At 72.5% G+C, this 24,178-nt stretch carries 29 protein-coding genes; 18 read left to right on the top strand and 11 right to left on the bottom strand.

All coding sequences use genetic code 11. The annotated features are described in order from the left end of the window. Window positions 1-118: 118 nt before the first annotated feature. From ACZ46W_RS21535 to mshD, 4 genes are all read right to left on the bottom strand, one after another. On the bottom strand, window positions 119-1,093 hold the full coding sequence (locus ACZ46W_RS21535) for a hypothetical protein (protein WP_468339767.1): 975 nt from the start codon (window positions 1,091-1,093) through the stop codon (window positions 119-121). After that, window positions 1,090-1,980: an ABC transporter ATP-binding protein gene (locus ACZ46W_RS21530; RefSeq protein WP_468339765.1), complete on the bottom strand. Its 891-nt coding sequence runs from the start codon at window positions 1,978-1,980 to the stop codon at window positions 1,090-1,092. Before ACZ46W_RS21530 ends, ACZ46W_RS21535 begins: the two co-directional genes overlap by 4 nt. Further along, on the bottom strand, window positions 1,977-2,366 hold the full coding sequence (locus ACZ46W_RS21525) for a GntR family transcriptional regulator (protein ID WP_468339763.1): 390 nt from the start codon (window positions 2,364-2,366) through the stop codon (window positions 1,977-1,979). The genes ACZ46W_RS21530 and ACZ46W_RS21525 overlap by 4 nt, the downstream gene beginning before the upstream one ends. 106 nt (window positions 2,367-2,472) lie before the next feature. Then, a complete protein-coding gene (gene mshD, locus ACZ46W_RS21520) occupies window positions 2,473-3,411 on the bottom strand; it encodes a mycothiol synthase (protein WP_468339761.1) in 939 nt (312 codons plus the stop codon). 122 nt (window positions 3,412-3,533) lie between these two features. Here mshD and ACZ46W_RS21515 point away from each other — a divergent pair, with 122 nt between their 5' ends. After that, entirely contained in the window at window positions 3,534-5,342 is a 1,809-nt protein-coding gene (locus tag ACZ46W_RS21515) for a bifunctional metallophosphatase/5'-nucleotidase (RefSeq protein WP_468339759.1), read from the top strand. Window positions 5,343-5,434: 92 nt separating this feature from the next. Next, complete coding sequence (locus tag ACZ46W_RS21510; RefSeq protein WP_468339758.1) at window positions 5,435-6,313, top strand: phosphatidylinositol-specific phospholipase C; 879 nt, start codon at window positions 5,435-5,437, stop codon at window positions 6,311-6,313. Window positions 6,314-6,504: 191 nt separating this feature from the next. Here the strand turns inward: ACZ46W_RS21510 and ACZ46W_RS21505 are convergent, their stop codons facing one another. From ACZ46W_RS21505 to ACZ46W_RS21485, 5 genes are all read right to left on the bottom strand, one after another. Continuing rightward, a complete protein-coding gene (locus tag ACZ46W_RS21505) occupies window positions 6,505-7,923 on the bottom strand; it encodes a sensor histidine kinase (protein ID WP_468339756.1) in 1,419 nt (472 codons plus the stop codon). Beyond that, the gene (locus tag ACZ46W_RS21500; RefSeq protein WP_366129036.1) at window positions 7,920-8,645 is read right to left on the bottom strand and encodes a response regulator transcription factor; all 726 of its coding nucleotides are present in this window, start codon (window positions 8,643-8,645) and stop codon (window positions 7,920-7,922) included. The genes ACZ46W_RS21505 and ACZ46W_RS21500 overlap by 4 nt, the downstream gene beginning before the upstream one ends. A 19-nt stretch (window positions 8,646-8,664) precedes the next feature. Beyond that, window positions 8,665-9,606 (bottom strand): S1C family serine protease, encoded by a 942-nt coding sequence (locus ACZ46W_RS21495; protein WP_468339753.1) that lies wholly within the window; start codon window positions 9,604-9,606, stop codon window positions 8,665-8,667. 92 nt (window positions 9,607-9,698) lie between these two features. After that, on the bottom strand, window positions 9,699-10,727 hold the full coding sequence (locus ACZ46W_RS21490; protein ID WP_468339751.1) for a LacI family DNA-binding transcriptional regulator: 1,029 nt from the start codon (window positions 10,725-10,727) through the stop codon (window positions 9,699-9,701). A 24-nt stretch (window positions 10,728-10,751) separates the two neighbouring features. Then, window positions 10,752-11,537 (bottom strand): response regulator transcription factor, encoded by a 786-nt coding sequence (locus tag ACZ46W_RS21485; RefSeq protein WP_468339749.1) that lies wholly within the window; start codon window positions 11,535-11,537, stop codon window positions 10,752-10,754. 230 nt (window positions 11,538-11,767) lie between these two features. Here ACZ46W_RS21485 and ACZ46W_RS21480 point away from each other — a divergent pair, with 230 nt between their 5' ends. The 8 genes from ACZ46W_RS21480 (at window position 11,768) to ACZ46W_RS21445 (ending at window position 16,814) form a co-directional block, all read left to right on the top strand. Beyond that, complete coding sequence (locus ACZ46W_RS21480) at window positions 11,768-12,595, top strand: alpha/beta hydrolase family protein (RefSeq protein WP_468339747.1); 828 nt, start codon at window positions 11,768-11,770, stop codon at window positions 12,593-12,595. A 42-nt stretch (window positions 12,596-12,637) separates the two neighbouring features. Then, on the top strand, window positions 12,638-12,892 hold the full coding sequence (locus ACZ46W_RS21475; protein ID WP_073757168.1) for a MoaD/ThiS family protein: 255 nt from the start codon (window positions 12,638-12,640) through the stop codon (window positions 12,890-12,892). A gap of 10 nt (window positions 12,893-12,902) precedes the next feature. Continuing rightward, window positions 12,903-14,018 (top strand): hypothetical protein, encoded by a 1,116-nt coding sequence (locus ACZ46W_RS21470; RefSeq protein WP_468339744.1) that lies wholly within the window; start codon window positions 12,903-12,905, stop codon window positions 14,016-14,018. Window positions 14,019-14,129: 111 nt separating this feature from the next. Next, window positions 14,130-14,825 carry an LmeA family phospholipid-binding protein gene (locus ACZ46W_RS21465; protein ID WP_468339742.1) on the top strand — a complete coding sequence of 232 codons (696 nt, stop codon included), beginning with the start codon at window positions 14,130-14,132 and terminating at the stop codon, window positions 14,823-14,825. A gap of 196 nt (window positions 14,826-15,021) precedes the next feature. Continuing rightward, window positions 15,022-15,102, top strand: a complete 81-nt coding sequence (locus ACZ46W_RS21460; protein WP_350497993.1) for a putative leader peptide — start codon at window positions 15,022-15,024, stop codon at window positions 15,100-15,102. Between the two features lie 166 nt (window positions 15,103-15,268). Further along, window positions 15,269-16,114, top strand: coding sequence for a sulfurtransferase (locus ACZ46W_RS21455; protein WP_468339740.1), 846 nt, complete (start codon window positions 15,269-15,271; stop codon window positions 16,112-16,114). 45 nt (window positions 16,115-16,159) lie between these two features. Beyond that, a complete protein-coding gene (locus ACZ46W_RS21450) occupies window positions 16,160-16,447 on the top strand; it encodes a DUF1416 domain-containing protein (RefSeq protein WP_064067594.1) in 288 nt (95 codons plus the stop codon). A gap of 106 nt (window positions 16,448-16,553) precedes the next feature. Then, the gene (locus tag ACZ46W_RS21445; RefSeq protein WP_468339738.1) at window positions 16,554-16,814 is read left to right on the top strand and encodes a DUF3099 domain-containing protein; all 261 of its coding nucleotides are present in this window, start codon (window positions 16,554-16,556) and stop codon (window positions 16,812-16,814) included. On the opposite strand, the gene ACZ46W_RS21440 is transcribed toward ACZ46W_RS21445, so the two are convergent. Next, a complete protein-coding gene (locus ACZ46W_RS21440) occupies window positions 16,811-17,173 on the bottom strand; it encodes a DsrE family protein (protein ID WP_468339736.1) in 363 nt (120 codons plus the stop codon). The two genes, ACZ46W_RS21445 and ACZ46W_RS21440, sit on opposite strands and share 4 nt — an antisense overlap. Before the next feature lie 242 nt (window positions 17,174-17,415). Here ACZ46W_RS21440 and ACZ46W_RS21435 point away from each other — a divergent pair, with 242 nt between their 5' ends. The 3 genes from ACZ46W_RS21435 to ygfZ are packed head-to-tail and all read left to right on the top strand — an operon-like array spanning window position 17,416 to window position 19,456. Beyond that, window positions 17,416-17,988, top strand: coding sequence for a heme-binding beta-barrel domain-containing protein (locus tag ACZ46W_RS21435; protein ID WP_468339734.1), 573 nt, complete (start codon window positions 17,416-17,418; stop codon window positions 17,986-17,988). A gap of 54 nt (window positions 17,989-18,042) precedes the next feature. Continuing rightward, on the top strand, window positions 18,043-18,480 hold the full coding sequence (locus ACZ46W_RS21430; RefSeq protein WP_366129022.1) for a Fur family transcriptional regulator: 438 nt from the start codon (window positions 18,043-18,045) through the stop codon (window positions 18,478-18,480). 10 nt (window positions 18,481-18,490) lie between these two features. Continuing rightward, complete coding sequence (gene ygfZ, locus ACZ46W_RS21425; protein ID WP_468339731.1) at window positions 18,491-19,456, top strand: CAF17-like 4Fe-4S cluster assembly/insertion protein YgfZ; 966 nt, start codon at window positions 18,491-18,493, stop codon at window positions 19,454-19,456. Window positions 19,457-19,465: 9 nt separating this feature from the next. Here the strand turns inward: ygfZ and dtd are convergent, their stop codons facing one another. After that, window positions 19,466-19,891, bottom strand: a complete 426-nt coding sequence (gene dtd / locus ACZ46W_RS21420; RefSeq protein WP_468339729.1) for a D-aminoacyl-tRNA deacylase — start codon at window positions 19,889-19,891, stop codon at window positions 19,466-19,468. Between the two features lie 114 nt (window positions 19,892-20,005). Between dtd and ACZ46W_RS21415 the strand changes: the two genes are divergently transcribed. From ACZ46W_RS21415 to ACZ46W_RS21395, 5 genes are all read left to right on the top strand, one after another. Continuing rightward, a complete protein-coding gene (locus ACZ46W_RS21415) occupies window positions 20,006-20,602 on the top strand; it encodes an RsiG family protein (protein ID WP_468339727.1) in 597 nt (198 codons plus the stop codon). A gap of 39 nt (window positions 20,603-20,641) precedes the next feature. Then, window positions 20,642-21,604 carry an asparaginase gene (locus tag ACZ46W_RS21410; protein WP_468339725.1) on the top strand — a complete coding sequence of 321 codons (963 nt, stop codon included), beginning with the start codon at window positions 20,642-20,644 and terminating at the stop codon, window positions 21,602-21,604. Between the two features lie 87 nt (window positions 21,605-21,691). Then, window positions 21,692-22,939 carry a GNAT family N-acetyltransferase gene (locus ACZ46W_RS21405; protein ID WP_468339723.1) on the top strand — a complete coding sequence of 416 codons (1,248 nt, stop codon included), beginning with the start codon at window positions 21,692-21,694 and terminating at the stop codon, window positions 22,937-22,939. Between the two features lie 94 nt (window positions 22,940-23,033). Beyond that, the gene (locus tag ACZ46W_RS21400) at window positions 23,034-23,501 is read left to right on the top strand and encodes an HAD family hydrolase (protein ID WP_468339721.1); all 468 of its coding nucleotides are present in this window, start codon (window positions 23,034-23,036) and stop codon (window positions 23,499-23,501) included. 43 nt (window positions 23,502-23,544) lie between these two features. Further along, entirely contained in the window at window positions 23,545-24,147 is a 603-nt protein-coding gene (locus tag ACZ46W_RS21395) for a TetR/AcrR family transcriptional regulator (protein ID WP_468339719.1), read from the top strand. Window positions 24,148-24,178: the final 31 nt, after the last annotated feature.

Genomic DNA, 24,178 nt, shown 5'->3' with positions numbered 1-24,178 from the left:
TGGCCGAGCTTCGCAAGCGTGTCTGAATGGTTGGTAACGGCGACGTGACGTGCCGGGGGGGGGGGGGGGGGGGCCCCCCCCCCCCCCCCCCCCCCCCCCCCCCCCCCCCCCGGCCCGCTCACGCGTGCCGCCGCCGCAGCACGCGGAACGCCAGCAGGGTGGCCAGGGCGGCGAGGGCGAGGAGGATGCCGGTCTCCACGAGCTGGAGGGGCCAGAAGTGGGAGGCGGGGTGGTAGTCGAGGTAGTGGGTCGTCTCCCCGCCCAGGGCGTTGCACCCGGCGGGTTGCGCCGTGAGTTCCCCGTGGCAGTCCAGCGCGCGCAGACGCTCACCGGAGGGCGTGAGGATGCCCGAGTCGACCCGCCAGACCTCCGAGATTCGGACGTCGGGCCCAGCGGCGCTGGTCATGGTCCTCAGCGGCCACAGGTACGCACGTACCTGTGCCATGACGAGCAGCACCGCGCCGATGGTCAGCGCGGTCGCGCTCATCGCGAGGACAGTACGTCGTACGAGCAGGCCCACCAGCGCCCCCAGGGCGACGCCCAGCGCCACTGAGGCGACCGGGACGATCCCGATCGAGGCGTACATCGTCGGCTCGTACCAGTACGTGGGGAAGTCGTGGGCCGGCCCCGCCGACCACGCCCAGTGGAAGAGCAGCGTGAGCAGCGCCGTGCCCGTGACGACGGCCGCCAGGGGGATGGTGAGCTTGGCGACCAGCCAGCGGGAGGGGCTGACGGACTGACTCCATGCCACCTTGTACGTTCCCGTCTCCAGTTCCCGGGCGATCACCGGTCCCGCCACGAAGGCCCCGACCAGGCCGGGCAGCACCATCAGACCCAGTGCGGTGTACTCGATGAGGTGCCTGGCGTTCCAGGTGGCGTCCGTGTAGTCGCGCGCCGGCTGGAAGCAGCGCTGCTCCGTGCTGCGGAGCGTGCAGTCCACGGCCCGGAGGCCCTCCTCCGCACTGTTCGCCCACAGGTGGGAGGCGACCATCATGGCGACGGCGGTCACGACCAGGCCCAGCAGCACCCACAGCGCCTGCCGGTGCTGGCGCAGCACCACCCAGCGGGGACCCGTCACAAGCTGCCCGCTCACGCCGCCACCACCCCGTCCACGCCGAAGGCCGCGCTCGGGGTGAGGAGGGGTGGGGCGTCCGGGGAGCGGAGATGGGCGAGCAACAGGTCCTCCAGGGACGGTTCCGTGGTCTGCCAGGACGTGCGGTCGACCGGGCCGTCCCCGCGGACGAGCGCGGTGAGCTGGCGGCCGGTGACGCGGGACTCCACGACCGTGTGCGGGGCCAGGTCGGCGACGGGGCCGGTGACCAGGGTGTGGGCGGCCAGGATGTCGTCGATGTCGCCGCCGAGGCGGACGCGGCCGCCGTCGACGAGCAGCAGGAAGTCGCAGGCGCCCTCCAGTTCGCTGAGGATGTGCGACGACATCACGACGCTCGTGCCGCGCTCGGCCGCGTCCGCCATGAGCGTGCCCATCAGTTGGTGGCGGGCGAGAGGGTCGAGGTCGGCCATCGGCTCGTCGAGCAGGAGCAGCTCGGGGCGCTTGCCGAGCGCCAGGGCGAGCGCGACGCGGGTGCGCTGGCCGCCGGAGAGGCCGCGGACGCGGGCGGCCGGGTCGAGCGGGGCGACGACACGGTCCGCCGCGTCGGCGTCCCAGCGTCCCGGGTTGAGTTCGGCGCCCATGCGGAGCGTCTCGGCGACGGTGAGCTGCGGGTACAGGGGCTTGTCCTGGGCGACGTACGCCACCCGCTCGCGGGCGGATGCCGGATCGGTGCCGAGGACCCGGACCGTGCCGGCGGTCGGCCGTATCAGTCCGGCGGCCAGGGCGAGGAGCGTGGACTTGCCGGCGCCGTTGGGGCCGACGAGCGCGCAGATCCGGCCGGCGGGGAGCCGGAAGGCGCAGTCCTGTAGCGCGGCGGCCCGCCGGCCGTAGCGTTTGGCGAGGCCCTGGGCCTCCAGCGCGCTGGTCATGAGTCGTCCCCCTCGTAGAGCTGTTCCAGTACGGCGGTGAAGAGCGCCGTCACGTCGTCCCGCTCCAGTCCGGCCGCGCGGGCGCGGGCGGCCCAGTCGGCGAGCTCGCCGCGCAGCGGGGAGTCGGCCGGGGCCGCGCTGCCCAGGGTCTTCCGTACGAAGGTGCCGAGGCCGCGGCGGGCCTCGACGAGGCCCTCCCGTTCCAGCTCGCGGTAGGCCTTGAGCACCGTGTTCGGGTTGATGGCGGTGGCTTCGACGACCTCGCGTGCCGTGGGCAGTCTGTCGCCGGGTTCCAGCAGCCCCAGGCGGAGGGCCTGTTTGGTCTGCTGGACGATCTGGAGGTAGGTGGCGACACCGCTGCGCCGGTCGATCCGGTACTCGACCACGTTCTTGCACCACCCTTTCACTAATCAAGTAGTGAAAGGGTGGTGCAAGAGAGGGCGGGTGTCAACCGGGAAGGGTCGACGGCCCGCCCTGCTCAGCCGTGCCGGCTCACGTCTCCGAGCGGTACATCAGGTCCACCTCGTGCGTGGTGAAGCCCATCCCCTCGTACACCCGCACCGCCGCCGTGTTGTCCGCGTCCACGTACAGCATCGCCGTCGGCAGGCCCTGCGCCGCCAGGTGCCGCAGCCCGATCGCGGTCAGCGCCTTGCCGAGGCCGCCGCCCTGCGCATCGGGGCTGACGCCGACGACGTACACCTCGCCGAGCTGCTCCTCGGCGTGCACCTTCGTCCAGTGGAAGCCCACGAGCTCGCCGTCCGACTCCCGTACGGCGAGGAAGAAGCCCTTGGGGTCGAACCACGGCTCGGCCTTGCGGTCGTCCAGGTCCCGCTGGGTCAGCGAGCCCTGCTCGGGGTGGTGCGCGAACGCGGCGGCGTTGACGGCCAGCCAGGCGGCGTCGTCCTGGCCGGGCACGAAGGGGCGCACGGCGATGCCGGGCGGCAGCACCGGCTCGGGGATGTCCGCGAGGTCGGTGAGCGGCCGGCGCATCTGCCGCAGCTCCCGGAACAGGGTCAGCCCGAGCACCTGGGACAGGTGGCGGGCGGCCGACTTGCCGCCGTGCGCCCACACCCGCAGCCGCTTGCCGGACGCGGCCAGCAGCGCGGAGCCCAGCGCCCGGCCGTGGCCGCGGCCCCGGTGCGCGGGGTGGACGACCAGCTCGGCCGCCGGGGCCTCGACGGGGTCGGTGTCCTCTAGCTGGGCGTAGCCGACGAGGTCGCCGCGCACGGTGAGCAGCAGGTGCGACACCCCTTCGCGCCGCCCGCCGCGCAGTTGGAGCCGCCCCTGTTCGGACACGGCCTGCATGCCGTCCACGCGGGCGGCCTCGGCGAGGAGGGCGAGGACGTCCTGGGCCTGCTCGTGGCTGAGCTCGTCGAAGGTATCGATACGGCGGCCGGGCTCAAGGGCCGGTACGGGGGCGTCAGTCGTCATGTGTACGAGCCTACGGCGACCGGCAGCAACGCTCTTGTAACCCGCCACCCCCTGTTGCGCTACGCGCGTTGACCCTAGGCTGCGCCTGGCCGTACACGACTTGTTGACCAACGAGGGGACAGATGTCAGTCACACCCAAGAAGAACCGGGCGGGGCGGCGGATACTCGCCGCGGCCGCCGGACTGGCCACCGCCGGGGCGATGGTCGCCGCCCTGCCCGCCGGCGCCGACGACCGGGGCAGGCCCGCCGGGCACCACCCGGGCCGCACGGTCGACATCCAGCTCCTCTCCTTCAACGACCTGCACGGCAACCTGGAGCCGCCGGCCGGCTCGTCCGGGGAGGTCACCCACACCCACGCGGACGGCACGACCGAGAAGATCAAGGCGGGCGGCGTCGAGTACCTCGCCACGCACCTGCGCACCGCGCGCCAGGGCAACCCGTACTCCATCACCGCCGCCGCGGGCGACATGATCGGTGCCTCGCCGCTGATGTCGGGGCTCTTCCACGACGAGCCGACCGTCGAGGCGCTGAACAAGCTGAAGCTGGACGTCTCGTCCGTGGGCAACCACGAGTTCGACGAGGGCGCCAAGGAGCTGGCCCGCATGCAGGACGGCGGCTGCCACCCGACCGGCGGCTGCTACGAGGAGGGCAAGACCTTCCCCGGCGCCGCCTTCCCGTACCTCGCCGCGAACGTCACGGACGAGAAGACGGGCAAGCCGATCCTCGACCCGTACTTCATCTGGGAGCGCAAGGGCGTCAAGATCGGTTTCATCGGGGTGACCCTGGAGGGCACGCCGAACATCGTCACCGCCGAGGGCGTCAAGGGCCTGAAGTTCGGCGACGAGGTCGAGACGATCGACAAGTACACCAAGGTCCTGGAGCGCAAGGGCGTCAAGTCCATCGTCGCGCTCATCCACGAGGGCGGTGCGCCGGCCTCGTCCTCGTACAACTACAACTGCGACAGCCCGGGCCCCGGCGACGGCGTCTCCGGCCCGATCGTCGACATCGCGAAGAAGCTGAACCCGCAGGTCGACGCGCTGGTCACGGGGCACACCCACCAGGCGTACGTGTGCACCATCCCGGACCCGTCCGGCAAGCCGCGCATGGTCACCTCGGCGTCCTCGTACGGCAAGCTCTACACCGACACGACGCTGACGTACGACCGCCGGACCAAGGACATCGTCCGTACGGCGGTGGAGTCCGCGAACCACGTCGTATCGCGTGACGTGCCCAAGGCCGCCGACATGACCTCGCTGATCGAGCGGTGGAACGCGCTCGCCGCGCCGATCGCCAACAAGCCGCAGGGCTACATCTCCGCCGACATCAACGGCCGTGGCTCGACCGACTACGAGAAGCCGCTCGGTGACCTGATCGCCGACGCGCAGCTCGCCGGGCTCGCGCCCGCCGACAAGGGCGGCGCGCAGATCGCGCTGATGAACCCGGGCGGCATCCGCTCCGACCTGGTCTACAAGGCGTCCGGCTCCGAGGGCGACGGGGTGGTGACCTACGGCGAGGCGTTCACCGTGCAGCCGTTCACCAACATGATGAACGTGGTCGACCTGACCGGCGCGCAGCTCATCGCGGGCCTCCAGCAGCAGGTCAGCGGCTCGAACGAGGTCTCCCCGAAGATCCTCCAGGTCTCCAGGGGCTTCACCTACACGCTCGACATGACGAAGACGGGCGCGGCCCGGGTCGTGGACGGCTCGGTGAAGCTGAACGGTGAGCCGATCGACCCGGCGAAGACCTACCGCGTCGCGATGAACGAGTTCCTCGCGGGCGGCGGCGACGGCTTCCCGGCCCTCGCGCAGGGCAAGAACAAGCTGGTCGGCGCGTCCGACCTGGACATCTTCAACGCCTACCTGGCGGCCAACTCGTCGGCGACCGCGCCGATCGCGCCGCCGAAGGCGGACCGGATCACGGTCATCAAGTAGTCCCTGACGGGCGGGCGGCGGGCCGGTGAACGGTTCCGCCGCTCGCCCGTTCTCTCTGGCGCAGTTGTCGTGTACGCGCCATACTCCGGCCCATGAGCCTGGACTTGAGCCGCCGGAGTCTGCTCGCGGGTGCCGCCGCCGTATCCGCCACCGCCCTCCTGGGAACCCCCGCCCGCGCCCGCACCCGGGTGCTCGGCACCCAGGACTGGATGGCCCGCTTCCCCGGCGACACCCCGCTGCGGGCGCTGACCATTCCCGGGACGCACAACTCCGGCGCGCCCGCCGGAGGGCTGTGGGTGGCCTGCCAGAACACCACCGTGGCCCAGCAGCTCGACAGCGGCATCCGCTTCCTGGACGTCCGCTGCCGGGTCACCGGCGACGCGTTCGCGATCCACCACGGCGCGTATTACCAGAATCAGATGTTCGGCGATGTCCTCATCGCCTGCCGCGATTTCCTCGCCGCGCACCCCTCCGAGACGGTGCTGATGCGCGTCAAGCAGGAGTACTCCGAGGAGCCCGACGCCACCTTCCGGTGGGTCTTCGACCTCTACCTGGACGCCAAGGGCTGGCGCCCCCTCTTCCGCATCGGTGACGGCCTGCCGTCGCTCGGCGAGGCACGCGGCAAGGTCGTCCTCCTCGCCGACAACGGCGGGCTGCCCGGCGTGCGGTACGGGGACGGCGCGCTGTTCGACATCCAGGACGACTACATGGCCGAGCCCTTCGCCAAGTACCCGAAGATCGAGGCCCATTTCCGCAAGGCCGCCGCCCAGCCCGGCAAGCTGTACGTCAACCACGTCTCCACCGCCGCGCTGCTCCCGCCCCGCTGGAACGCCGACCGGCTCAACCCGCGCGTCCACGGCTTCCTCGACGGCGCCGAGGCGAGCGGCTGGAAGGGGCTCGGCATCGTCCCGATGGACTTCCCCAACACCCGGGCGGGGCTCGTCGAGTCCCTGATCCGCCACAACGCATGACGCGACGCATGACGGCACATGACGCGGCACATGACGCGGCGCATGGGATTTTCCGGTCCGGGGTTCCCTCCGACCCCGGTGAAAAACGTCATGGCGAGTTCAGGCCACTTCAGTTTGCGCCACGAGATCGTGGCCGGATAGCTATGGACGCACCCGGTCGGGGCCGAGGGGGAACCGGCCCCGGCCGGGCGTCAGGCCGCCTCCGGAGACGACGGTGGCGGCGTCGGCGCGCCCGGCAGCCGGATCACCGCGCGCGTGCCGCCGCCCTCCGCCGCCGTCAGCGCGACCTCGCCGCCCGCCTGCCGCACCGTGCGCGCCACGATCGACAGGCCGAGCCCCGAGCCGGGCAGGCTGCGCGCCGACGGTGAGCGCCAGAACCGCTCGAAGACGTGCGGCAGCTCCTCGGGCGCGATGCCCGGCCCGTGGTCCCGCACGGACAGCTCGCCGTCCACCAGCGCCACCTCCACCGTGCCGCCGGGCGGGGAGAACTTCACCGCGTTGTCCAGCACGTTCACAAGTGCGCGCTCAAGCCCGGCCGGCTCCGCGCGCACGTACCAGGGCCGCACGTCCTCCGCCGAGACCGTCAGCTCCGGGCCGCGCAGCCGTGCCCGCGCGAGCGCCGTACCGAGGAGGTCGTGCAGCGCGACCACCTCCAGCCGCCCCGGGGCCGCCGCGTCCGGCCGGGACAGCTCCTGCAAGTCGCCGATCAACGCGGCCAGTTCCGTCATCTGCGCCTTGACCGACGCCATCAGGGCCCGCCGGTCCCCGGGCGGGATCGCCCGGCCCGTCTCCTCGCTGCGCGCCAGCAGTTCGATGTTCGTCCGCAGGGACGTCAGCGGCGTACGCAGCTCGTGCCCCGCGTCGGCGATGAGCTGCGCCTGCCGGTCCCGGGAGGAGGCGAGCGCGGCCGTCATCGCGTTGAACGACCGCGACAGGCGGGCGATCTCATCCTCGCCCTCCACGGGGATGCGGACGGTCAGGTCCTCCGTCCGCGCCACGTGCTCCACCGCCCCGGTCAGCCGGTCCACCGGCTTGAGTCCGGTCCGCGCCACCCACAGCCCGGCGGCGCCGGCCCCGAAGACCCCGATGCCGGCCAGCGCGGTGAGCACCAGCGCGAGCTGGTTCAGCGCGCCGTCGACCTCCGTCAGGGGCCGGGAGATGGACACGGTGTACTGCGTCTCGGCGTCGGTGCGGGTGAGGACCCGCACGGGCTGCCCGCTGGTGGTGACGCCGTCGTGCAGCGACTCGCGCCGCAGCCCCGCCGCGACCTCGGCGTCGGACCGCTCGACGACCACGGGCGGGGTGCCCGGCCCCACGCAGCGGCTGCCGTCCGGCCGCACGATCTGCACGTACGCCGTGCCCGGCGCCGTGTTGCCCTGGTCGGGGCCGCCGGACGGCCGGCAGGCGAAGGCGAGCAGCCGCTGGTAGTCGTCCGGCGCCGACAGGCTGTACAGCGAGTTGTCCAGCTCGTCCCGCAGCTCCGCCCGGGTCAGCAGCCAGCACGCCACCGACACCGCCGCCACCGCCACCGCCACCGCCGTGGCCGTCAGCAGGGCGAGCCGTGAGCGCAGCGGCAGCGCGCGGAAGCGGGCGACCGGTCCCGTCGTCACCCGTCGCCCCCGCCCCGCAGCACGTACCCCACGCCCCGCACCGTGTGCACCAGGCGCGGTTCGCCCGCCGCCTCCGTCTTGCGGCGCAGGTACATCACGTACACGTCCAGGGAGTTGGAGCTCGGCTCGAAGTCGAAGCCCCACACCGACTTCAGGATCTGCTCCCGCGTCAGCACCTGCCGGGGGTGCGACAGGAACATCTCCAGGAGCGTGAACTCCGTGCGGGTCAGCTCCACCGGCCGCCCGCCCCGCGTCACCTCGCGCGTCGCCAGGTCCATCCGCAGGTCCGCGAACGTCAGGGCGTCCGCCTCCGGCTGCTCACCGAGGGTGCGGGCGTACGAGCTGCGCCGCAGCAGCGCCCGGATGCGGGCGAACAGCTCGTCCAGCTCGAACGGCTTGACCAGGTAGTCGTCCGCGCCCGCGTCCAGCCCGGTCACGCGGTCGCCGACCGTGTCGCGGGCGGTGAGCATCAGGATCGGGACGGTCGAACCGGCGGCGCGGATGCGCCGGGCGGCGGTCAGGCCGTCCATCCGGGGCATCTGGACGTCGAGGACGACGAGGTCGGGGGCGTACGCGTCCATCTTCGCCAGCGCGTCGGCGCCGTCGACGGCGACATCGGTCCCGTACCCCTCGAAGGCGAGGCTGCGCTGGAGCGCCTCGCGGACGGCGGGCTCGTCGTCGACGATCAGGATGCGGTCGGCAGCGTCAGCGGTGGTGTTCATGGGGTCAGCGTCGCACGCGTCACGATCCCGACCGGAGGTTGTCCAGGTCGGCCTTGACGGTGTTGATGGGGATGGCGAAGCCCAGGCCCACGCTGCCGGCCGTGGAGCCGGTGGCGGCGCTCGGCGAGTACATGGCGGAGTTGATCCCGATGATCTCGCCGGCCATGTTGATCAGCGCGCCGCCGGAGTTGCCGGGATTGAGCGAGGCATCGGTCTGGATGGCCTTGTACGTGGTCTTCGAGTCGCCCGTGTCGCCGTTGAACTCCTGCCCGCCGAACTCGAAGGGCCAGCCCTGCCGTGGGTCGGGCTGCCGGCGTCCCTCGTCCTTGGCGACCGTGACGTCACGGTCGAGCGCGGAGACGATGCCGCTGGTGACGGTGCCGGTCAGGCCCTCCGGGGACCCGATGGCCACGACCTGGTCGCCGACCCTGACCTTGCCCGAGTCGCCGAGCGTGGCGGCCTTCAGCCCGGAGGCGCCCTGGAGCTTGATCAGCGCCAGGTCCTTGTCCGGATCGGTGCCGACGACCTCGGCGTCGTACGTCCTGCCGTCACTCAGCCGGACCTTGATGCCGGAGGCGCCGGAGATCACGTGGTTGTTGGTGACGATCTCGCCGTCGCCGGTGATGATCACGCCGGAGCCGGTGGACTTGCCGGAGCCGGTCGTCGCGTTGATCTCCACGATGCTCGGCGACACCGCCTGGGCGACACCGGCGACGGTGCCCTTGCCGGACTGGGACACATTGGTGCCGGTCACGGCGCCGGTGCCGGTGACCGGGTCGCCCTGGGCGAGTTCCTGGACGAGGGCGGAGGCACCCCCGCCGACCAGGGCGGCGGCGATGGCGACGGCGGCGACGAGGGCCACCGGCCGCTTGGCCCGGCGGTGCGCGGTGGGCGGGTGCGCCGGGGGCGGCGGATACGCGAACGTGGGCTGCTGCTGGTCACCTGGGGAGTGGTCCGTCATGGACACAACTCTCGGAGCCGTACATGAGAGCCGTCTGAGGACGTCCTGAGAGTCCGGGCAAAGTCTTGTATGCCCCAAATAAACGCGCGGGACTACTGGCCGTCGCAGCCGCAGGACCGGCGCACTATCAGCGCCGACGGGAACTGCTTGACCCGCTCCCGCCGCGACCCCGCGACCCGCAACCCGTCGTCGAGGACCAGGTCCACCGCCGCGCGGGCCATCGCCGGGCGGTCGGAGGAGACCGTGGTGAGCGGCGGGTCCGTCAGCGCGGCCTCCTTGACGTCGTCGAAGCCCGCCACGGCCAGGTCGCCCGGCACGTCCAGGCGCAGTTCGCGCGCCGCGCGCAGGACGCCGATCGCCTGGTCGTCCGTGGAGCAGAAGATCGCCGGCGGCCGGTCGGGGCCGGACAGGATCTTCAGGGCCACCTGGTAGGCGTCGTAGCGGTTGTACGGGGCCTGGAACAGCCGGCCCTCGACCGAGCGGCCGGACTCCAGCATCGCGCGGCGCCAGCCCTCCTCGTGGTCGGCCACCGGGTCACCGACGGAGGGGGTGTCCTCGACGCCACCGAGGCAGGCCACGTACTCGTGGCCGTGCTCCAGGAGGTGACGGGTGGCGAGCTGCGCGCCGCCGATGTCGTCCGTGACGACCGCGACGTCGTCGATGGCCTCGGGCCGCTCGTGGAGCAGCACCACGCGCGCGTCCCACGCCTCGATCTCCTGCGCGGCACGCTCGCTGGGGCCCTGGCTGACCAGGATCAGCCCGGCGACCCGCATCCCGAGGAAGGCCCGCAGGTAGTGCACCTCGCGCTCGTCGCGGTAGTCGGAGTTGCCGACGAGGACCATCTTGCCGCGGTCGGCGGCGGCCCGTTCGACCGCGTGTGCCATCTCGGCGAAGAACGGCTGCCGGGCGTCGGGGACGATCATGCCTATGAGGTCGGTGCGCCGCGAGGCCATGGCCTGCGCGACGCGGTCGGGCCGGTAGCCCAGCTCCTTGATCGCTGCGAGAACGCGCTCGCGCGTGGCCGGGGCGACCGGCCGGGGTCCGTTGTTGATGACGTAGCTCACGACCGCGGTGGAAGTACCCGCCAGTCGCGCCACGTCGTCCCGCGTCACCTTGGCCACGCGCGGCAGTCTACGCGGGGTGACCTACCTCTGGGCAGGTCGTACGGCGGCTTCCTGCGCCTCTTCGGAGTCGTCGTCGCGCGCGGGGGCGGACGTTTTGGCCTCTTTCGTACGGGCTTCCTCGGCCGCCCGCTCGACCTTCTCCGGGGTGACGAAGCGGTATCCGACGTTGCGCACGGTGCCGATCAGGGACTCGTGCTCGGGGCCGAGCTTGGCGCGCAGCCGCCGTACGTGGACGTCGACCGTGCGCGTACCGCCGAAGTAGTCGTACCCCCAGACCTCCTGGAGGAGCTGGGCGCGGGTGAAGACCCGGCCAGGGTGCTGGGCGAGGTACTTCAGCAGCTCGAACTCCTTGAAGGTCAGGTCCAGGACCCGGCCCTTGAGCTTGGCGCTGTACGTCGCCTCGTCGACCGACAGGTCGCCGTTGCGGATCTCCATGGGGGAGTCGTCGGCGGTGATCTGCTGGCGGCCCATCGCGAGCCGCAGCCGTGCCTCGACCTCGGCCGGACCGGCCGTGTCCAGCAGGACGTCGTCGATGCCCCAGTCGGCGGTGACGGCGGCGAGGCCGCCCTCGGTGACGACGAGGATCAGCGGGCAGCCGGGCCCGGTGGAGCGCAGGAGCTGGCACAGCGACCGCACCTGCGGCAGGTCGCGGCGGCCGTCGACGAGGATCACGTCCGCGCCGGGGGTGTCCACGAGGGCCGGGCCCTCGGCGGGGGCCACGCGCACGTTGTGCAGCAGCAGTCCGAGGGCGGGGAGCACCTCCGTCGACGGCTGGAGGGCATTGGTCAGGAGCAGCAGAGAGCTCATCGCGCCCCCCATGCCCGGGTCGTCCTATGGTCGTGCACGGTTCGCTGGCCCATAACGTCGGTTCCTCCTCGGTCCCTGCGAGGACGTTGCGGCACTGTTGCGGCACTGCTTCGTACGAGGCTCCCCGCGCCCTGAGAGCCTTTGTTCACCTGCCTGTAACAACGGGCGGAAAACACAAAAGGATCCGGGGGCTGCGTCGCCCGGATCCTCTGCCGAGCAGAATAGCCCACATGAGTTCCGAGGCAGAGGGCGCATTTCACATCGTGGATGTTCCCTCGATCACGCGCGGCCCTCTGCGCGCCACCCTCCGTACACCGGACGGGGTGCGCATCGAAGCGGTCCATTCGCCGCACAAGCCGAACAAAGCACCGCATACGGACAGTGTTGCGGATACGGCCATCGTTGTCGCCCATGGGTTCACGGGCTCGGTGGACCGGCCGGCGGTACGGCGCGCGGCGCGGGTGTTCGGGCGCCGTACCGGGGTGGTGACGTTCTCCTTCCGCGGGCACGGCCGGTCCGGCGGGCGCTCCACGGTCGGCGACCGGGAGGTGCTGGACCTGGCGGCGGCGGTGCGGTGGGCGCGTGAGCTGGGCTACGCGCGCGTGGCGACGGTCGGGTTCTCGATGGGCGGCTCGGTGGTGCTGCGACACGCGGCGCTGTACCGGGACGCGGGGGAGGCGCGCACGGACGCCGTGGTCGCCGTGAGTGCTCCCGCGCGCTGGTACTACCGGGGCACGGCTCCGATGCGGCGGCTGCACTGGGTGGTCACCCGGCCCGCCGGGCGCCTGGTCGGCCGCTACGGGCTGCGCACCCGCATCCACGACCGTGCCTGGGACCCGGTGCCGATGTCGCCGGTCGAGGCGGCGCCGCTGATCGCCCCGGTGCCGCTGCTGGTCGTGCACGGCGACCGCGACCCGTACTTCCCGGTCGACCACCCCCGGATGCTCGCGGCCGCCGGACCCGCCGAACTGTGGCTGGAGGCAGGCATGGGCCACGCCGAGAACGCGGCGGACGACGCCCTGCTCGCCCGCATCGCGGACTGGGTGTCGGCGCCATAGCCCATGATGGATGCCGACGAGGCCGACGAAAGGAGTGCCGCTATGGCAGCGGGGACCATCCGCTACTGGGCCGCGGCCAAGGCCGCCGCGGGGATCGCCGAGGAGCCGTACGCCGCGGAGAACCTGGCAGAGGCGCTGGACGCCGTGCGCGAGCGGCACCCGGGCGAGTTGGTCCGGGTACTCCAGCGGTGTTCCTTCCTGGTCGACGGTGACCCCGTCGGGACCCGGAGCCATGAGACCGTACGCCTTGCCGAGGGCGGCACGGTCGAGGTGCTCCCGCCGTTCGCAGGAGGGTGAACCGCACAGCATGAGCAGCGATCAGCAGTACCCGTACGGAAACGGGTACGAGTACCAGGACCCGAACGTCGCGCAGACGTGGGAGGGGCAGACCTGGGACACCCAGTACCAGCCGGCCGTCCAGCCCGGGCAGCAGCCGCAGCAGCAGCCCGCTCAGCCCATGACCGCCGCCGCCGACACCGCCTACCTCCCGGCGCAGGGCGTCCCGGCCGCCTACCCGCTGCCCCCCGAGGTCCCGTACGACACCCCGACCACGCACCTGCGGCCGGTCGCCCCGGACCCCGCACCCGCCCAGGCCCAGGCCCCGGCGCCCGCACCCGAGTACGCGGCGCCGGGGTACAGCGCGCCCACCACCTCCGGCCACGTGCGGATGACCGACGCCCAGCGGGCCCGCGCCGAGGGCCGCTCGCCGATCATCGAGCCGGGCATGCAGCCGGCCGTGCTGACCGCCGCCCTCGGCGGTCTCCTGGCGGCGGGCGCCGCCCTCGGGCCGTACGGGCTGCTGGTCCCGCTGGTCCTGCTCCAGGCCGTCACCGCCGCCGGCTGGTTCCGGCTCAACGGCATGTGGCCGGCCCGCCAGGGCATCGCGCTCGCCTTCGCGGGCGGCCTGACCGCGGACGTCGCGCTGCTCGCCGCGGGCACGGAGCACGCGCCCGCCGCGATCCTCGGCACGCTCGGGGTGTGGGTGCTGCTGGTGCTGGTCCTCCAGCTCCGCAGCCACGCGGGCTCCGACGAGCGCCAGTACGGCCTGATGGCCACGGTCGCCTCGTCCGCGCTCGCCGTCCTCGCGGCCGGGCACCTGGCCGCCGCCTCCGACGCGGTCGTCGTGGGCGGCCTCGCGGTCGCCGTCACGGTGGTGGCCCGCGCGCTGCCGCTGCCGGGCGCCGTGACGCTCGTGGTGGCGCTGCTCGCGGCCGCGGGCGCCGGTGTCGCCGCCGGCGGGATGACCGGCATCGGGGCGCAGGGCGCGCTGCTGGGGCTGGGCGCCGGGGTGTGCGCCCTGGTCGGGCACCGGGTGGCGAGCTACGACTACCCGTCGCGCTTCGTCCACATGACGGCCGGGGTGGCGCTGCCGCTCACCGCCGCCGCGCCCGCCGTGTACGTGCTGGGGCGTGCGCTGACGTGAGTGGCGTACGCGAGTGACGTACGCGACCGGGGGAACCAATGAGTAACCCCGCACGTCGATCATGAGGGGTACGGGGAGCCGGTCGCGAACAGGGTGGGGGAACACCGAGCAATGCGAGCACTGCGAATACTGCTGATCACCGCTGTGATCCTCGGTGGTCTGTTCACCATCGGCGACCGCCTGGCGGTGAACTACGCCGAGTCCGAGGCCGCCGAGCGAATAGCCGCCAACCAGGGCCTGGCGGCCGGGTCCGCGAACGTCTCGATCAAGGGCTTCCCGTTCCTGACGCAGGTCATGGGCAAGGAGCTGGACCAGGTCGACGTGACCCTCACCGGCGTGGAGGCGTCGGCCGGCGGCCGCAAGGTCCGCGTCAGCGAAATGGACGCGGCGCTGAAGAACATCCGGCTGGAGAACAACTTCTCCACCGCCGTCGCCGCCTCCGCATCCGGCACGGCGCGCATCTCCTACGCCGATCTCGCCAAGGCGTCCGGCGAGGACGTCACCCTCGGCCACGGCGGCAACGGCAAGGTCAAGGTCACCGGCAGCGTCGAGCTCCCGGTCCTGGGCAGCGTCACGCGCAGCGTCCTGTCCTCGGTCAGCGTCGTGGGCGGCGACACCATCCGGGTACGTGCGGACAAGGTGCCCGGCGAGGGCATCCCGGGGCTGGAGGACCGCATCCGTGAGCGCACCGACTTCGACCGGCAGGTCGGCGGTCTGCCGGCCGGGCTGAAGCTGACGAAGGTCGAGGCGACCCCCGACGGCCTCGCGGTCACCGTCACCGGCACGGACGTCGTGCTGGCGGGCTGAAGCACCCGTCCCGGACCCTTTTCGGCCACATCGTGAGACAGGGCCGTCCGCTCCGCAGATGGCGAGCGGCAAAGCCCCGCCCGGCGGTCGGCCGTCCCTCCTGCGGGGGATCTTCCATCTCGTATCGCGGACGATCGCGTCTCATCATGCGACACGCCGGTGACACGGCCGCCCGACCGTCCCTACGATCGGCTGCATGAAGCGACAGGCGGATCTCACGAAGCGGCGGGCAGTAGACCTGTGCCGCGTCGCCGCCATGCTCTGTCGCTCCGTCTGAGCGGGAGCCCGACCTCCCGTATCCCAGGGCCCTTGAGCACCTCGGGCCCATCCCCCGTGCCGACCGCAGCCACGCACGCGCTCCCACCGCCGTACCCCCGTACGCGAAGAGCACCGGCACCACCCCGCCATACCCCGCCGCACACTGCCCCGGAGGAGAAACAGACATGAGCCGCAGCGACGTCCTGGTAGACGCCGACTGGGTCGAGGCCCACATCGACGACCCGAAGGTCGTCATCGTCGAGGTCGACGAGGACACCTCGGCCTACGACAAGAACCACATCAAGAACGCCGTCCGGATCGACTGGAAGAAGGACCTCCAGGACCCGGTCCGCCGCGACTTCGTCGACCAGGAGGGCTTCGAGAAGCTCCTCTCCGCGAAGGGCATCGCCAACGACGACACCGTCGTCCTCTACGGCGGCAACAACAACTGGTTCGCGTCGTACGCCTACTGGTACTTCAAGCTGTACGGCCACGAGAGCGTCAAGCTCCTCGACGGCGGCCGCAAGAAGTGGGAGCTCGACTCCCGCGACCTGGTCGACGGCTCCGAGGTCCCGAGCCGCCCGGCCACCCAGTACAAGGCCAAGCCGCAGGACACTTCGATCCGCGCCTTCCGCGACGACGTCGTGGCCGCGATCGGCAGCCTGAACCTGGTCGACGTGCGTTCCCCCGACGAGTTCAGCGGCAAGCTGCTCGCTCCGGCGCACCTCCCGCAGGAGCAGTCGCAGCGCCCCGGCCACGTGCCGAGCGCCCGCAACATCCCGTGGTCGAAGAACGCCAACGACGACGGCACCTTCAAGTCCGACGAGGAGCTCAAGGCGCTGTACGCCGAGGAGCAGGTCGACCTGTCGAAGGACACGATCGCCTACTGCCGCATCGGTGAGCGCTCGGCCCTGACCTGGTTCGTCCTGCACGAGCTGCTCGGCCAGGAGAACGTCAAGAACTACGACGGCTCGTGGACCGAGTACGGCTCCCTCGTCGGCGTGCCGATCGAGCTCGGCGCCAACAAGTAATCCCGGACCTCCCGTCCCCTCCCCCTCGACCCCTCAGGAGTACCCATGTGTGGAGCACAGGCCGGCGGCCCGGACGCTTCGACGATCAAGCCCGGTGAGACCACCATCCAGGGCCAGGTGACCAAGGACGGCGAGCCCGTCGTCGGTTACGTGCGCCTGCTGGACTCGACCGGCGAGTTCACCGCCGAGGTCCCGACCTCCGCGACCGGCCAGTTCCGCTTCTACGCGGCCGAGGGCACGTGGACCGTCCGCGCCCTCGTCCCGGGCGGCACGGCCGACCGCACGGTCGTCGCCCAGCAGGGCGGCCTGGCCGAGGTCGCCATCGCCGTGTGACGTAGCGGCACGCATACCGGCCGAAGGGCCGCACCTCCTGGGGGTTGGACGCTTACCGGGACCGAGGTGCGGCCCTTCGGTCGTACCCCCGTCGTACGCTGAAGACATGCTGGCGCGGCGCAGGCGTGTCTACTTCACGATGATGACGGCCTGCCTGGTGCTCTTCGTGGGCGCCTGGGCCGTCGTACGGCTGTGGTCGGCGCCCGCCGCCATCGCGATGTGCTTCGTCGCCATGGTCATCCCCCCGGTCGCGGCGATGATCGCCAACCGGCGGGGGCCGGACGACCGCTGGTGGGACGACCCGTCCGGCGACCCGCAGTCCGACCAGTGGTGGGACGAGCTCGACGGCAAGCGGCGCCGCGACTAGTACACGAGCGCCTGGGTGCCGTCGGCCATCGACTCGCTGACGAAGACCTGCGCCCCCGCGATCCGCACGCCGTCCAGCACGTCCTTCTCGGTGATCTCCCGCCGCGCCGCGCACTGGGTGCACAGCGTGATCCGGCCGCCCGCCAGGATCGAGTCGAGCAGGTCCGGCAGCGGCGCCGCGTGCGGCAGCTCGAACTCGGCCGCCCGCCCCGGCAGCGCGAACCACGAGGACTCGCCGGTCAGCCAGAGCGACACCTCCACCCCGCTGGCCACGGCGACCGCCGCCACCGTGAAGGCCTGGGAGCAGCGTTCGGGGGCGTCGGCCCCTGCGGTCACCTTGATCACGAGCTTCTTCGCCATACGCCGCACTGTAGTGCGCGGCGGGGAACCTCACACGGAGGGCCGCCTCCCCACCCATTACGCTGGGACCTGGCCCCTTTCTTCGCCCACACCGCTCACCGAGGAGCACCCTGTGCTTGAGGCTTTCTTCTCCGCCCTGCTGGTCCTGGTCTGCGTCGGCGTGCTCGGCTTCGCCGTCCTGACCGTGAAGAAGCTGTACCAGGGCCAGCGCTGACCACTCCTACAGATCGACAGAGCTGCTGATGATCGAGATCCCGTCCGACCTGAACCCCGAGCTCGTCCCCCTCGCGTTCCTCCTGGGCACGTGGGAAGGCGCGGGCGTGTCCGACTTCCCGGGCGCCGAGAAGTGCAACTTCGGCCAGTCCGTGACCTTCAGCCACGACGGCCGGGACTTCATCGAGTACGTCTCCCGCACCTGGGTGCTGGACGCCGAGGGCAACAAGGTCAAGCCCCTGGAGTCCGAGAGCGGCTACTGGCGCATCGACAAGGAGCGCAAGGTCGAGATCGTGATGGTGCGCGACCAGGGCATCGTCGAGGTCTGGTACGGCGAGCTCGCCGACCAGAAGCCGCAGATCGACCTGGTCACGGACGCCGTCGCCCGCACCGCGGCCTCCGGGCCCTACAGCGGCGGCAAGCGGCTGTACGGCTATGTGAAGGGCGACCTGATGTGGGTCGGCGAGAAGTCGACGCCCGAGGTGCCGCTGCGGCCGTACATGTCGGCCCACCTGAAGAAGGTCGTCACGCCCGAGCAGGTCGAGGCCTGGGCCAAGGACCTCGGCGACCTGCCGGACGACGGCATCGCCTTCTTCAAGTAGTCCCGCTTCGCGCGGGCCGGGGAATCGAGGGTCGGTGCTCCTACACTGGACGGCGTGGTGAGCACCGACTGGAAGAGTGACCTGCGGCAGCGCGGCTACCGGCTGACTCCCCAGCGCCAGCTCGTGCTGGAAGCGGTGGACGTGCTGGAGCACGCGACGCCCGACGACATCCTCACCGAGGTCCGCAAGACGGCCTCCGGGGTGAACATCTCCACCGTCTACCGGACCCTGGAGCTCCTGGAGGAGCTGGGGCTGGTCAGCCACGCCCACCTGGGCCACGGCGCGCCGACGTACCACCTCGCCGACCGCCACCACCACCTGCACCTCGTCTGCCGTGACTGCACCAACGTCATCGAGGCGGACGTGGCGGTGGCGGCCGAGTTCACCGGCAAGCTCCGGGAGACCTTCGGCTTCGACACCGACCTGAAGCACTTCGCGATCTTCGGGCGGTGCGAGGACTGCACAGCCAAACGTACGACTAACGGGTCGTAGGCTTGCTGCCATGAAGAGCCCTCTGCTGTCCCTGCCCGGCGCCGTGCCCGCCGAGGGACGCGACGAAGGTGTCGCCGCCCACTACGGCGACCTGTTCCGCGAGCAGCGCGCCCTCGCCGCCGGCACCGGCCTGGTCGACCTGAGCCACCGCGGTGTCGTCACCGTCACCGGCGCCGACCGGCTCAGTTGGCTGCACCTGCTGCTCACCCAGCACGTCAGCGAACTCCCGGCGGGCCACGCCACCGAAGCGCTGATCCTCTCCGCGCACGGCCACATCGAGCACGCCCTGTACCTGGTCGACGACGGCGAGACCGTCTGGGCGCACGTCGAGCCCGGGACGCAGGAGGCGCTGATCGGCTACCTGGAGTCGATGAAGTTCTTCTACCGCGTCGAGGTCGCCGACCGGACCGGGGACATCGCCGTCGTCCACCTCCCGGCCGGTTCCATCGCCGAGGTCCCCGAGGGCGTCGTCGTCCGGGAGACCCCGCACGGCCGCGACCTGTTCCTGCCGCGCGCCGACCTGGAGGCGTACGCGGCGGACCACGGGCCGCTCGCCGGGATCTGGGCGTACGAGGCGCTGCGCGTCGAGGCGCACCGGCCCCGGCTCGGCTTCGAGACCGACCACCGCACCATCCCGCACGAGATCGGCCTGATCGGCACCGCCGTCCACCTCCAGAAGGGCTGCTACCGGGGCCAGGAGACCGTGGCGCGCGTCCACAACCTGGGCAAGCCGCCGCGCCGGATGGTCTTCCTGCACCTCGACGGCAGCGAGGTGCACCTGCCGCCGCACGGCACGCCGGTCCGGCTGAAGGCGGACGGCGAGGAGGGGCGGCAGCTCGGGTTCGTCACCACCTCCGTACGCCACCACGAGCTCGGGCCCATCGCGCTCGCGCTGGTCAAGCGCAATGTGCCGGTGGACGCGGAGCTGATGGCGGGCAGCACGGCCGCCGCCCAGGAGACGGTCGTGGAGCCCTAGGGACCGGCCCTAGACGTCGACGACGATCGTGAACGGGCCGTGGTTCGTGAGCGAGACCCGCATGTCCGCTCCGAACCGGCCCGTCTCCACCGTCGCCCCCAGCTCGCGCAGCCGGGCCACCACCTCGTCGACCAGCGGTTCGGCGACCTCGCCCGGCGCCGCGGCGTTCCAGGTGGGGCGGCGGCCCTTGCGGGCGTCCCCGTAGAGGGTGAACTGCGAAATCACCAGGAGGGGTGCGTTCACGTCCGAACAGGACTTCTCGCCCTCCAGGATCCGCACCGACCACAGCTTCCGGGCGAGCTGCGCCGCCTTCTCGGCCGTGTCCTCGTGGGTGACGCCCACGAGCACGCACAAGCCCTCGCCGACGATTTCCCCGACGGTCTCACCGGCGACGACGACCTTGGCCCCGTCGACCCTCTGTACCACTGCACGCATACAGACCAACCTATCCGCGTCCGAACGGGTGCAGGCGCCTGCATTGACACTGGCACAAATGGCACCATGCCTCTCAGGCGGTGCTTTCCGCACCGGTCGAGGGGACGGATTCCTATGAGCACACCTGGCGCCGGGCAGACGCCACATCCCGCACCGATGACATGTGCCGGTGGCAGAGGGGCCCTGCGGCCACCGGCCCAGCGGACCGGTGACGCCGTCCTGCCGGAGGCGCGGCAGCACGACCTGAAGGCCATGCGGTTGCCGGAGCTGCGCGCGCTGCGCCGCGACTCGCACGGCGACGAGGCCGACCTGAGTTACGTACGGAGGCTGCTCCAGGGGCGGATCGACATCCTCCGCGCCGAGCTGGCGCGCCGCGGCGGTGCGCAGGTCCCGGTCGTGGACCGGCTGTCGGAGATCCTCGCCGACACCCCGTCGCGGCACCGTTCCTCGGCCCGCCACGTGACGGTGTCCACACCGCGCGGCGAGGAGTACCGGCGGCTGGCCGCCGAGATGCTCGCCGAGGTCGAGCTGTCGGACCTGACCGCCCGAACGGACGAAGAGCTGCACGCCGCGATGGGGCGGCTCGCACGCTACGAACAGCAGGTCTCCCGGCGCCGGCAGCAGCTCCAGCGGACCGCCGACGACTGTAGCGCCGAGATCGCCCGCCGGTACCGTGAAGGCGAAGCGCAAGTAGACGATCTGCTCCGCTGACCCGGCAGGGGCGGTCGCCGATCCGGAAGGTGCGCCGTCATGACCTCCTCCGCCACCACCGTCATACCCCCGGTCCTCGCCGAGGTCGTCCGGTCCGGATTCGTCGAAGGGCATCACCGCGGGTCGCTGGTGCTGCTGGCCGCCGACGGCACCGTCGAGGTGTCGGCCGGCGACCCGGCGGCGCCGGTCTTCCCCCGCTCGTCCAACAAGCCCATGCAGGCCGCCGCGGTGCTGCGGGCCGGCCTGGACCTGTCGGCGGAGGCGCTGGCCCTGGCCACCGGGAGCCACTCGGGCGAGCCGTTCCACCTCGACCTGGCCCGCAAGGTGCTCGCCGATCACGGGTTCACCGAGGCCGACCTCCGGACCCCGCCCGACCTGCCACTGGACCCGGTGGAGGCCGAGGCGTACCTGGCCGCCGGCAAGGTCCGGGAGCGGATCACCATGGACTGCTCGGGCAAGCACGCGGCGATGCTGGCCGCCTGCGCGGTGAACGGCTGGGACCACGGCTCCTACCTGGACCCGGCCCACCCGCTCCAGCGGCTGGTCCTCGACGAGGTGGGCGCGGCGGCCGGCGAGGACGTGCCGGTGGTCGGCACGGACGGGTGCGGCGCGCCGCTGATGGCGATCAGCCTGGTGGGGCTGGCCCGGGCGTTCCGCTCGTACGTGCTGGCCGAGCCGGGGACGCCGCAGCGGCGGGTCGCCGACGCGATGCGCGCGCACCCCGAGTACGTGGCGGGCACGCGGCGCCCGGACACCTGGCTGATGCGGGAGGTGCCGGGGACGCTGTCGAAGGTGGGCGCCGAGGGGGTCCAGGCGGTCGCCCTCGCGGACGGCCGGGCGCTCGCCTTCAAGATCGACGACGGTTCGGCGCGGGCCCGGGGCCCGGTCCTGGCGCGGGCGCTGCGGATGCTGGACGTGGACGCGCCGGTGCTCGACCGCATCGCCGACGTACCGCTGCTGGGCGGCGGGCAGCGGGTGGGCGAGATCCGGGCGGCGTTCTGAGAGGGGTGCCGTGGGCGGCAGGGGTGCGCCCGGTGCCCGGTGAAAACCGGGTGCGGCCGGCGGCCGGCGCCGCCTAGCGTGACGCCCATGAGCGTCGACGTCCGCACGGTCACCGCGTCCGAGTTCCCCGACTGGCTGCGCGCGCTGCGCACCGGGTTGCTGCGGCCGCCCGTGGTGCCGGACGGGGAGGCCGAGCGGCGCCTCCCGCACATGGACCTGGCGCGCACGCAGGGCGCGTTCGAGGCGGGCCGGTGCGTCGCGACGTTCCGGTCGTTCGCGCAGGAGCTCACCGCCGTGGGCGGCGCGCCCGTGCCCGCGAGCGCGGTGTCCAACGTGACGGTCTCGCCCACGCACCGGCGGCGCGGCCTGCTCACGCGCATGATGCGGACCGAGCTGGCGGCGGCCAAGGAGCGGGGCGAGGTCCTCTCGACGCTGATCGCCGCCGAGTACCCGATCTACGGGCGGTACGGCTACGGCCCGGCCACCTGGACCACCGAGTGGACGGTCGACCTGCGGCGCGCCGGCCTCGACCCGCGCTGGTCGGGCCCGGAGGATGGCGGCCGCATCGACCTGATCGACGCGCCCGACATCCGCAAGCTCGGCCCCGCCCTGCACGACCGGCTGCGCGCCGTGCGGCACGGCATGGTCAGCCGCGGCCAGCGCGGCTGGGACGTGTTCACGGGCGCCGTCCCGCAGCCGGGCGGCGAGCCGTTCACGGAGCCCTTCTACGCCACGTACAGCTCGGCCTCCGGCGAGGTGGAGGGGTACGCGGCGTACACGGCGGACGACACGTGGGACGATGCCAAGCAGCCGCTGAACACGGCGACCGTGCGGGACCTGATGGCGCTCACCCCGGCCGCCGAGCGCGCGCTGTGGCGGTTCGTCTGCTCCATCGACTGGGTCACGCGGGTCAAGAGCGGCTACCGAGCCCCGGACGACCTTTTGCCGCTGCTGCTGCCCGACCCGCGCGCGGCGCGCGTCACGACGCACGCCGACTTCCTGTGGGTGCGCATACTCGATGTCGTACGAGCCCTGGAGTCCCGTACCTACGGCACCACCGGCACGCTGGTGCTGGAGGTGCGGGACGCGGCGGGCCTCGCGGGCGGGCGCTACCGGCTGGACGCCTCGCCCGAGGGGGCGGCCTGCGCCCCGACGCGCCAGGCGCCGGACCTGGTCCTGGACGTCGCGGAGCTGGGCACGCTCCACCTGGGCGACGAGTCGGCGGTGCGGCTCGCCGCGCTGGGGCGCGTGGCGGAGTCCACCCCGGGCGCGGCGGCGGTGGCGGACGTGCTGCTGCGCACCCCGCGCCGGCCGTGGTGCCCGGACGTGTTCTAGTCCCCGCGGCGGCCCCTGCGCCCCGCCCCTGTGCGGATCACCTCCCGTCTGGCACCCTCGTCGTACCCCCGGCCCCCGACCCCTGGCGGCATCTGTGGACCACGACCTCACCGACGTCATCGACGGCACCCAGCACGTCCTGTTCGGCTTCGACGGCCCGCTGCTGCGTGCCGCGGCGACCGGGTGGCCCACGCCCTACGCCGACCCTCTGGTCCGCACCCTGGCCGCGGTCGGCACGGGTCTCGCCGTGGTCACCGACACCGCCCCGGCGGCGGTCTCCCGCTACCTCGCGGGGCGGGGCCTGGCCGACTGCTTCGGCCCGCACATCCACGGCCGCGTCGAGGACGCCCTCGCCTCGCTGGGCGCGTCGCCCGCCGTGTCCCTGCTGATCGGCAGCACGCCCGCCGACCTCGCCGCCGCACTGCGGGCGGGCGTGCCGTTCCTCGGCTACGGCCGCGACGAGCACCACGTCGAGCTGCTGCGCCGGGCGGGGGCGCAGCGGGTGGTGCCGTCGCTAGAGCCGGTGCTCACCGCCGTACGCGCCGCCGCCAAGTCCGGTTGAGGCCCACCGCGCGTCGCGCCACGACGTGCGTAGGCTCATCGGCATGAGCGGGTTGCGCGAACGCAAGAAGCGGCAGACGTACGAGGCGATCTCGGAGGCGGCGATCGCCCTCTTCCTGGACAAGGGCTTCGACCGGGTGTCGGTCGCCGAGGTCGCCGCGGCCGCCGACGTCTCCAAGCCGACGCTGTTCCGCTACTTCCCGGCCAAGGAGGACCTGGTCCTGCACCGGTTCGCCGACCACCGCGAGGAGGCGGCCCGCGTGGTCCTGGCACGGCCGGACGGTGTGGGCCCGCTGGACGCCCTGCACCGCCACTTCCGCGACGGGCTCGCGCGCCGCGATCCGGTGACCGGGTTGAGCGACGACCCCGACGTGCTCGCCTTCCACCAACTGCTGTACGGCACGCCCAGCCTGGTCGCGCGGCTGTACGCGTACCAGGGCGCGTCCGAACGGGCGCTGGCCGACGCGCTGGGCGGTGGCGTCCGGGCGCGACTGGCGGCGGGTCAGATCGTCGCCGTACAGCGGGTTCTGGCGGAGGAGAACTGGCGGCGCATCGAGGCGGGCGAGGCCGCCGACGCGGTGGAGGCGGACGCGGTCTCCGCCGCCGACCTGGCCTTCCGGCAGCTCGCGGAGGGGCTCTCGCCGTAAGCGGCACGAACGGCCTTCGAGCGGCAGGACC

Source organism: Streptomyces sp. NPDC031064, from assembly GCF_055570965.1.
Note: the sequence above shows the minus strand (reverse complement) of the source record. Positions and strands in the feature narration are given on the sequence as shown.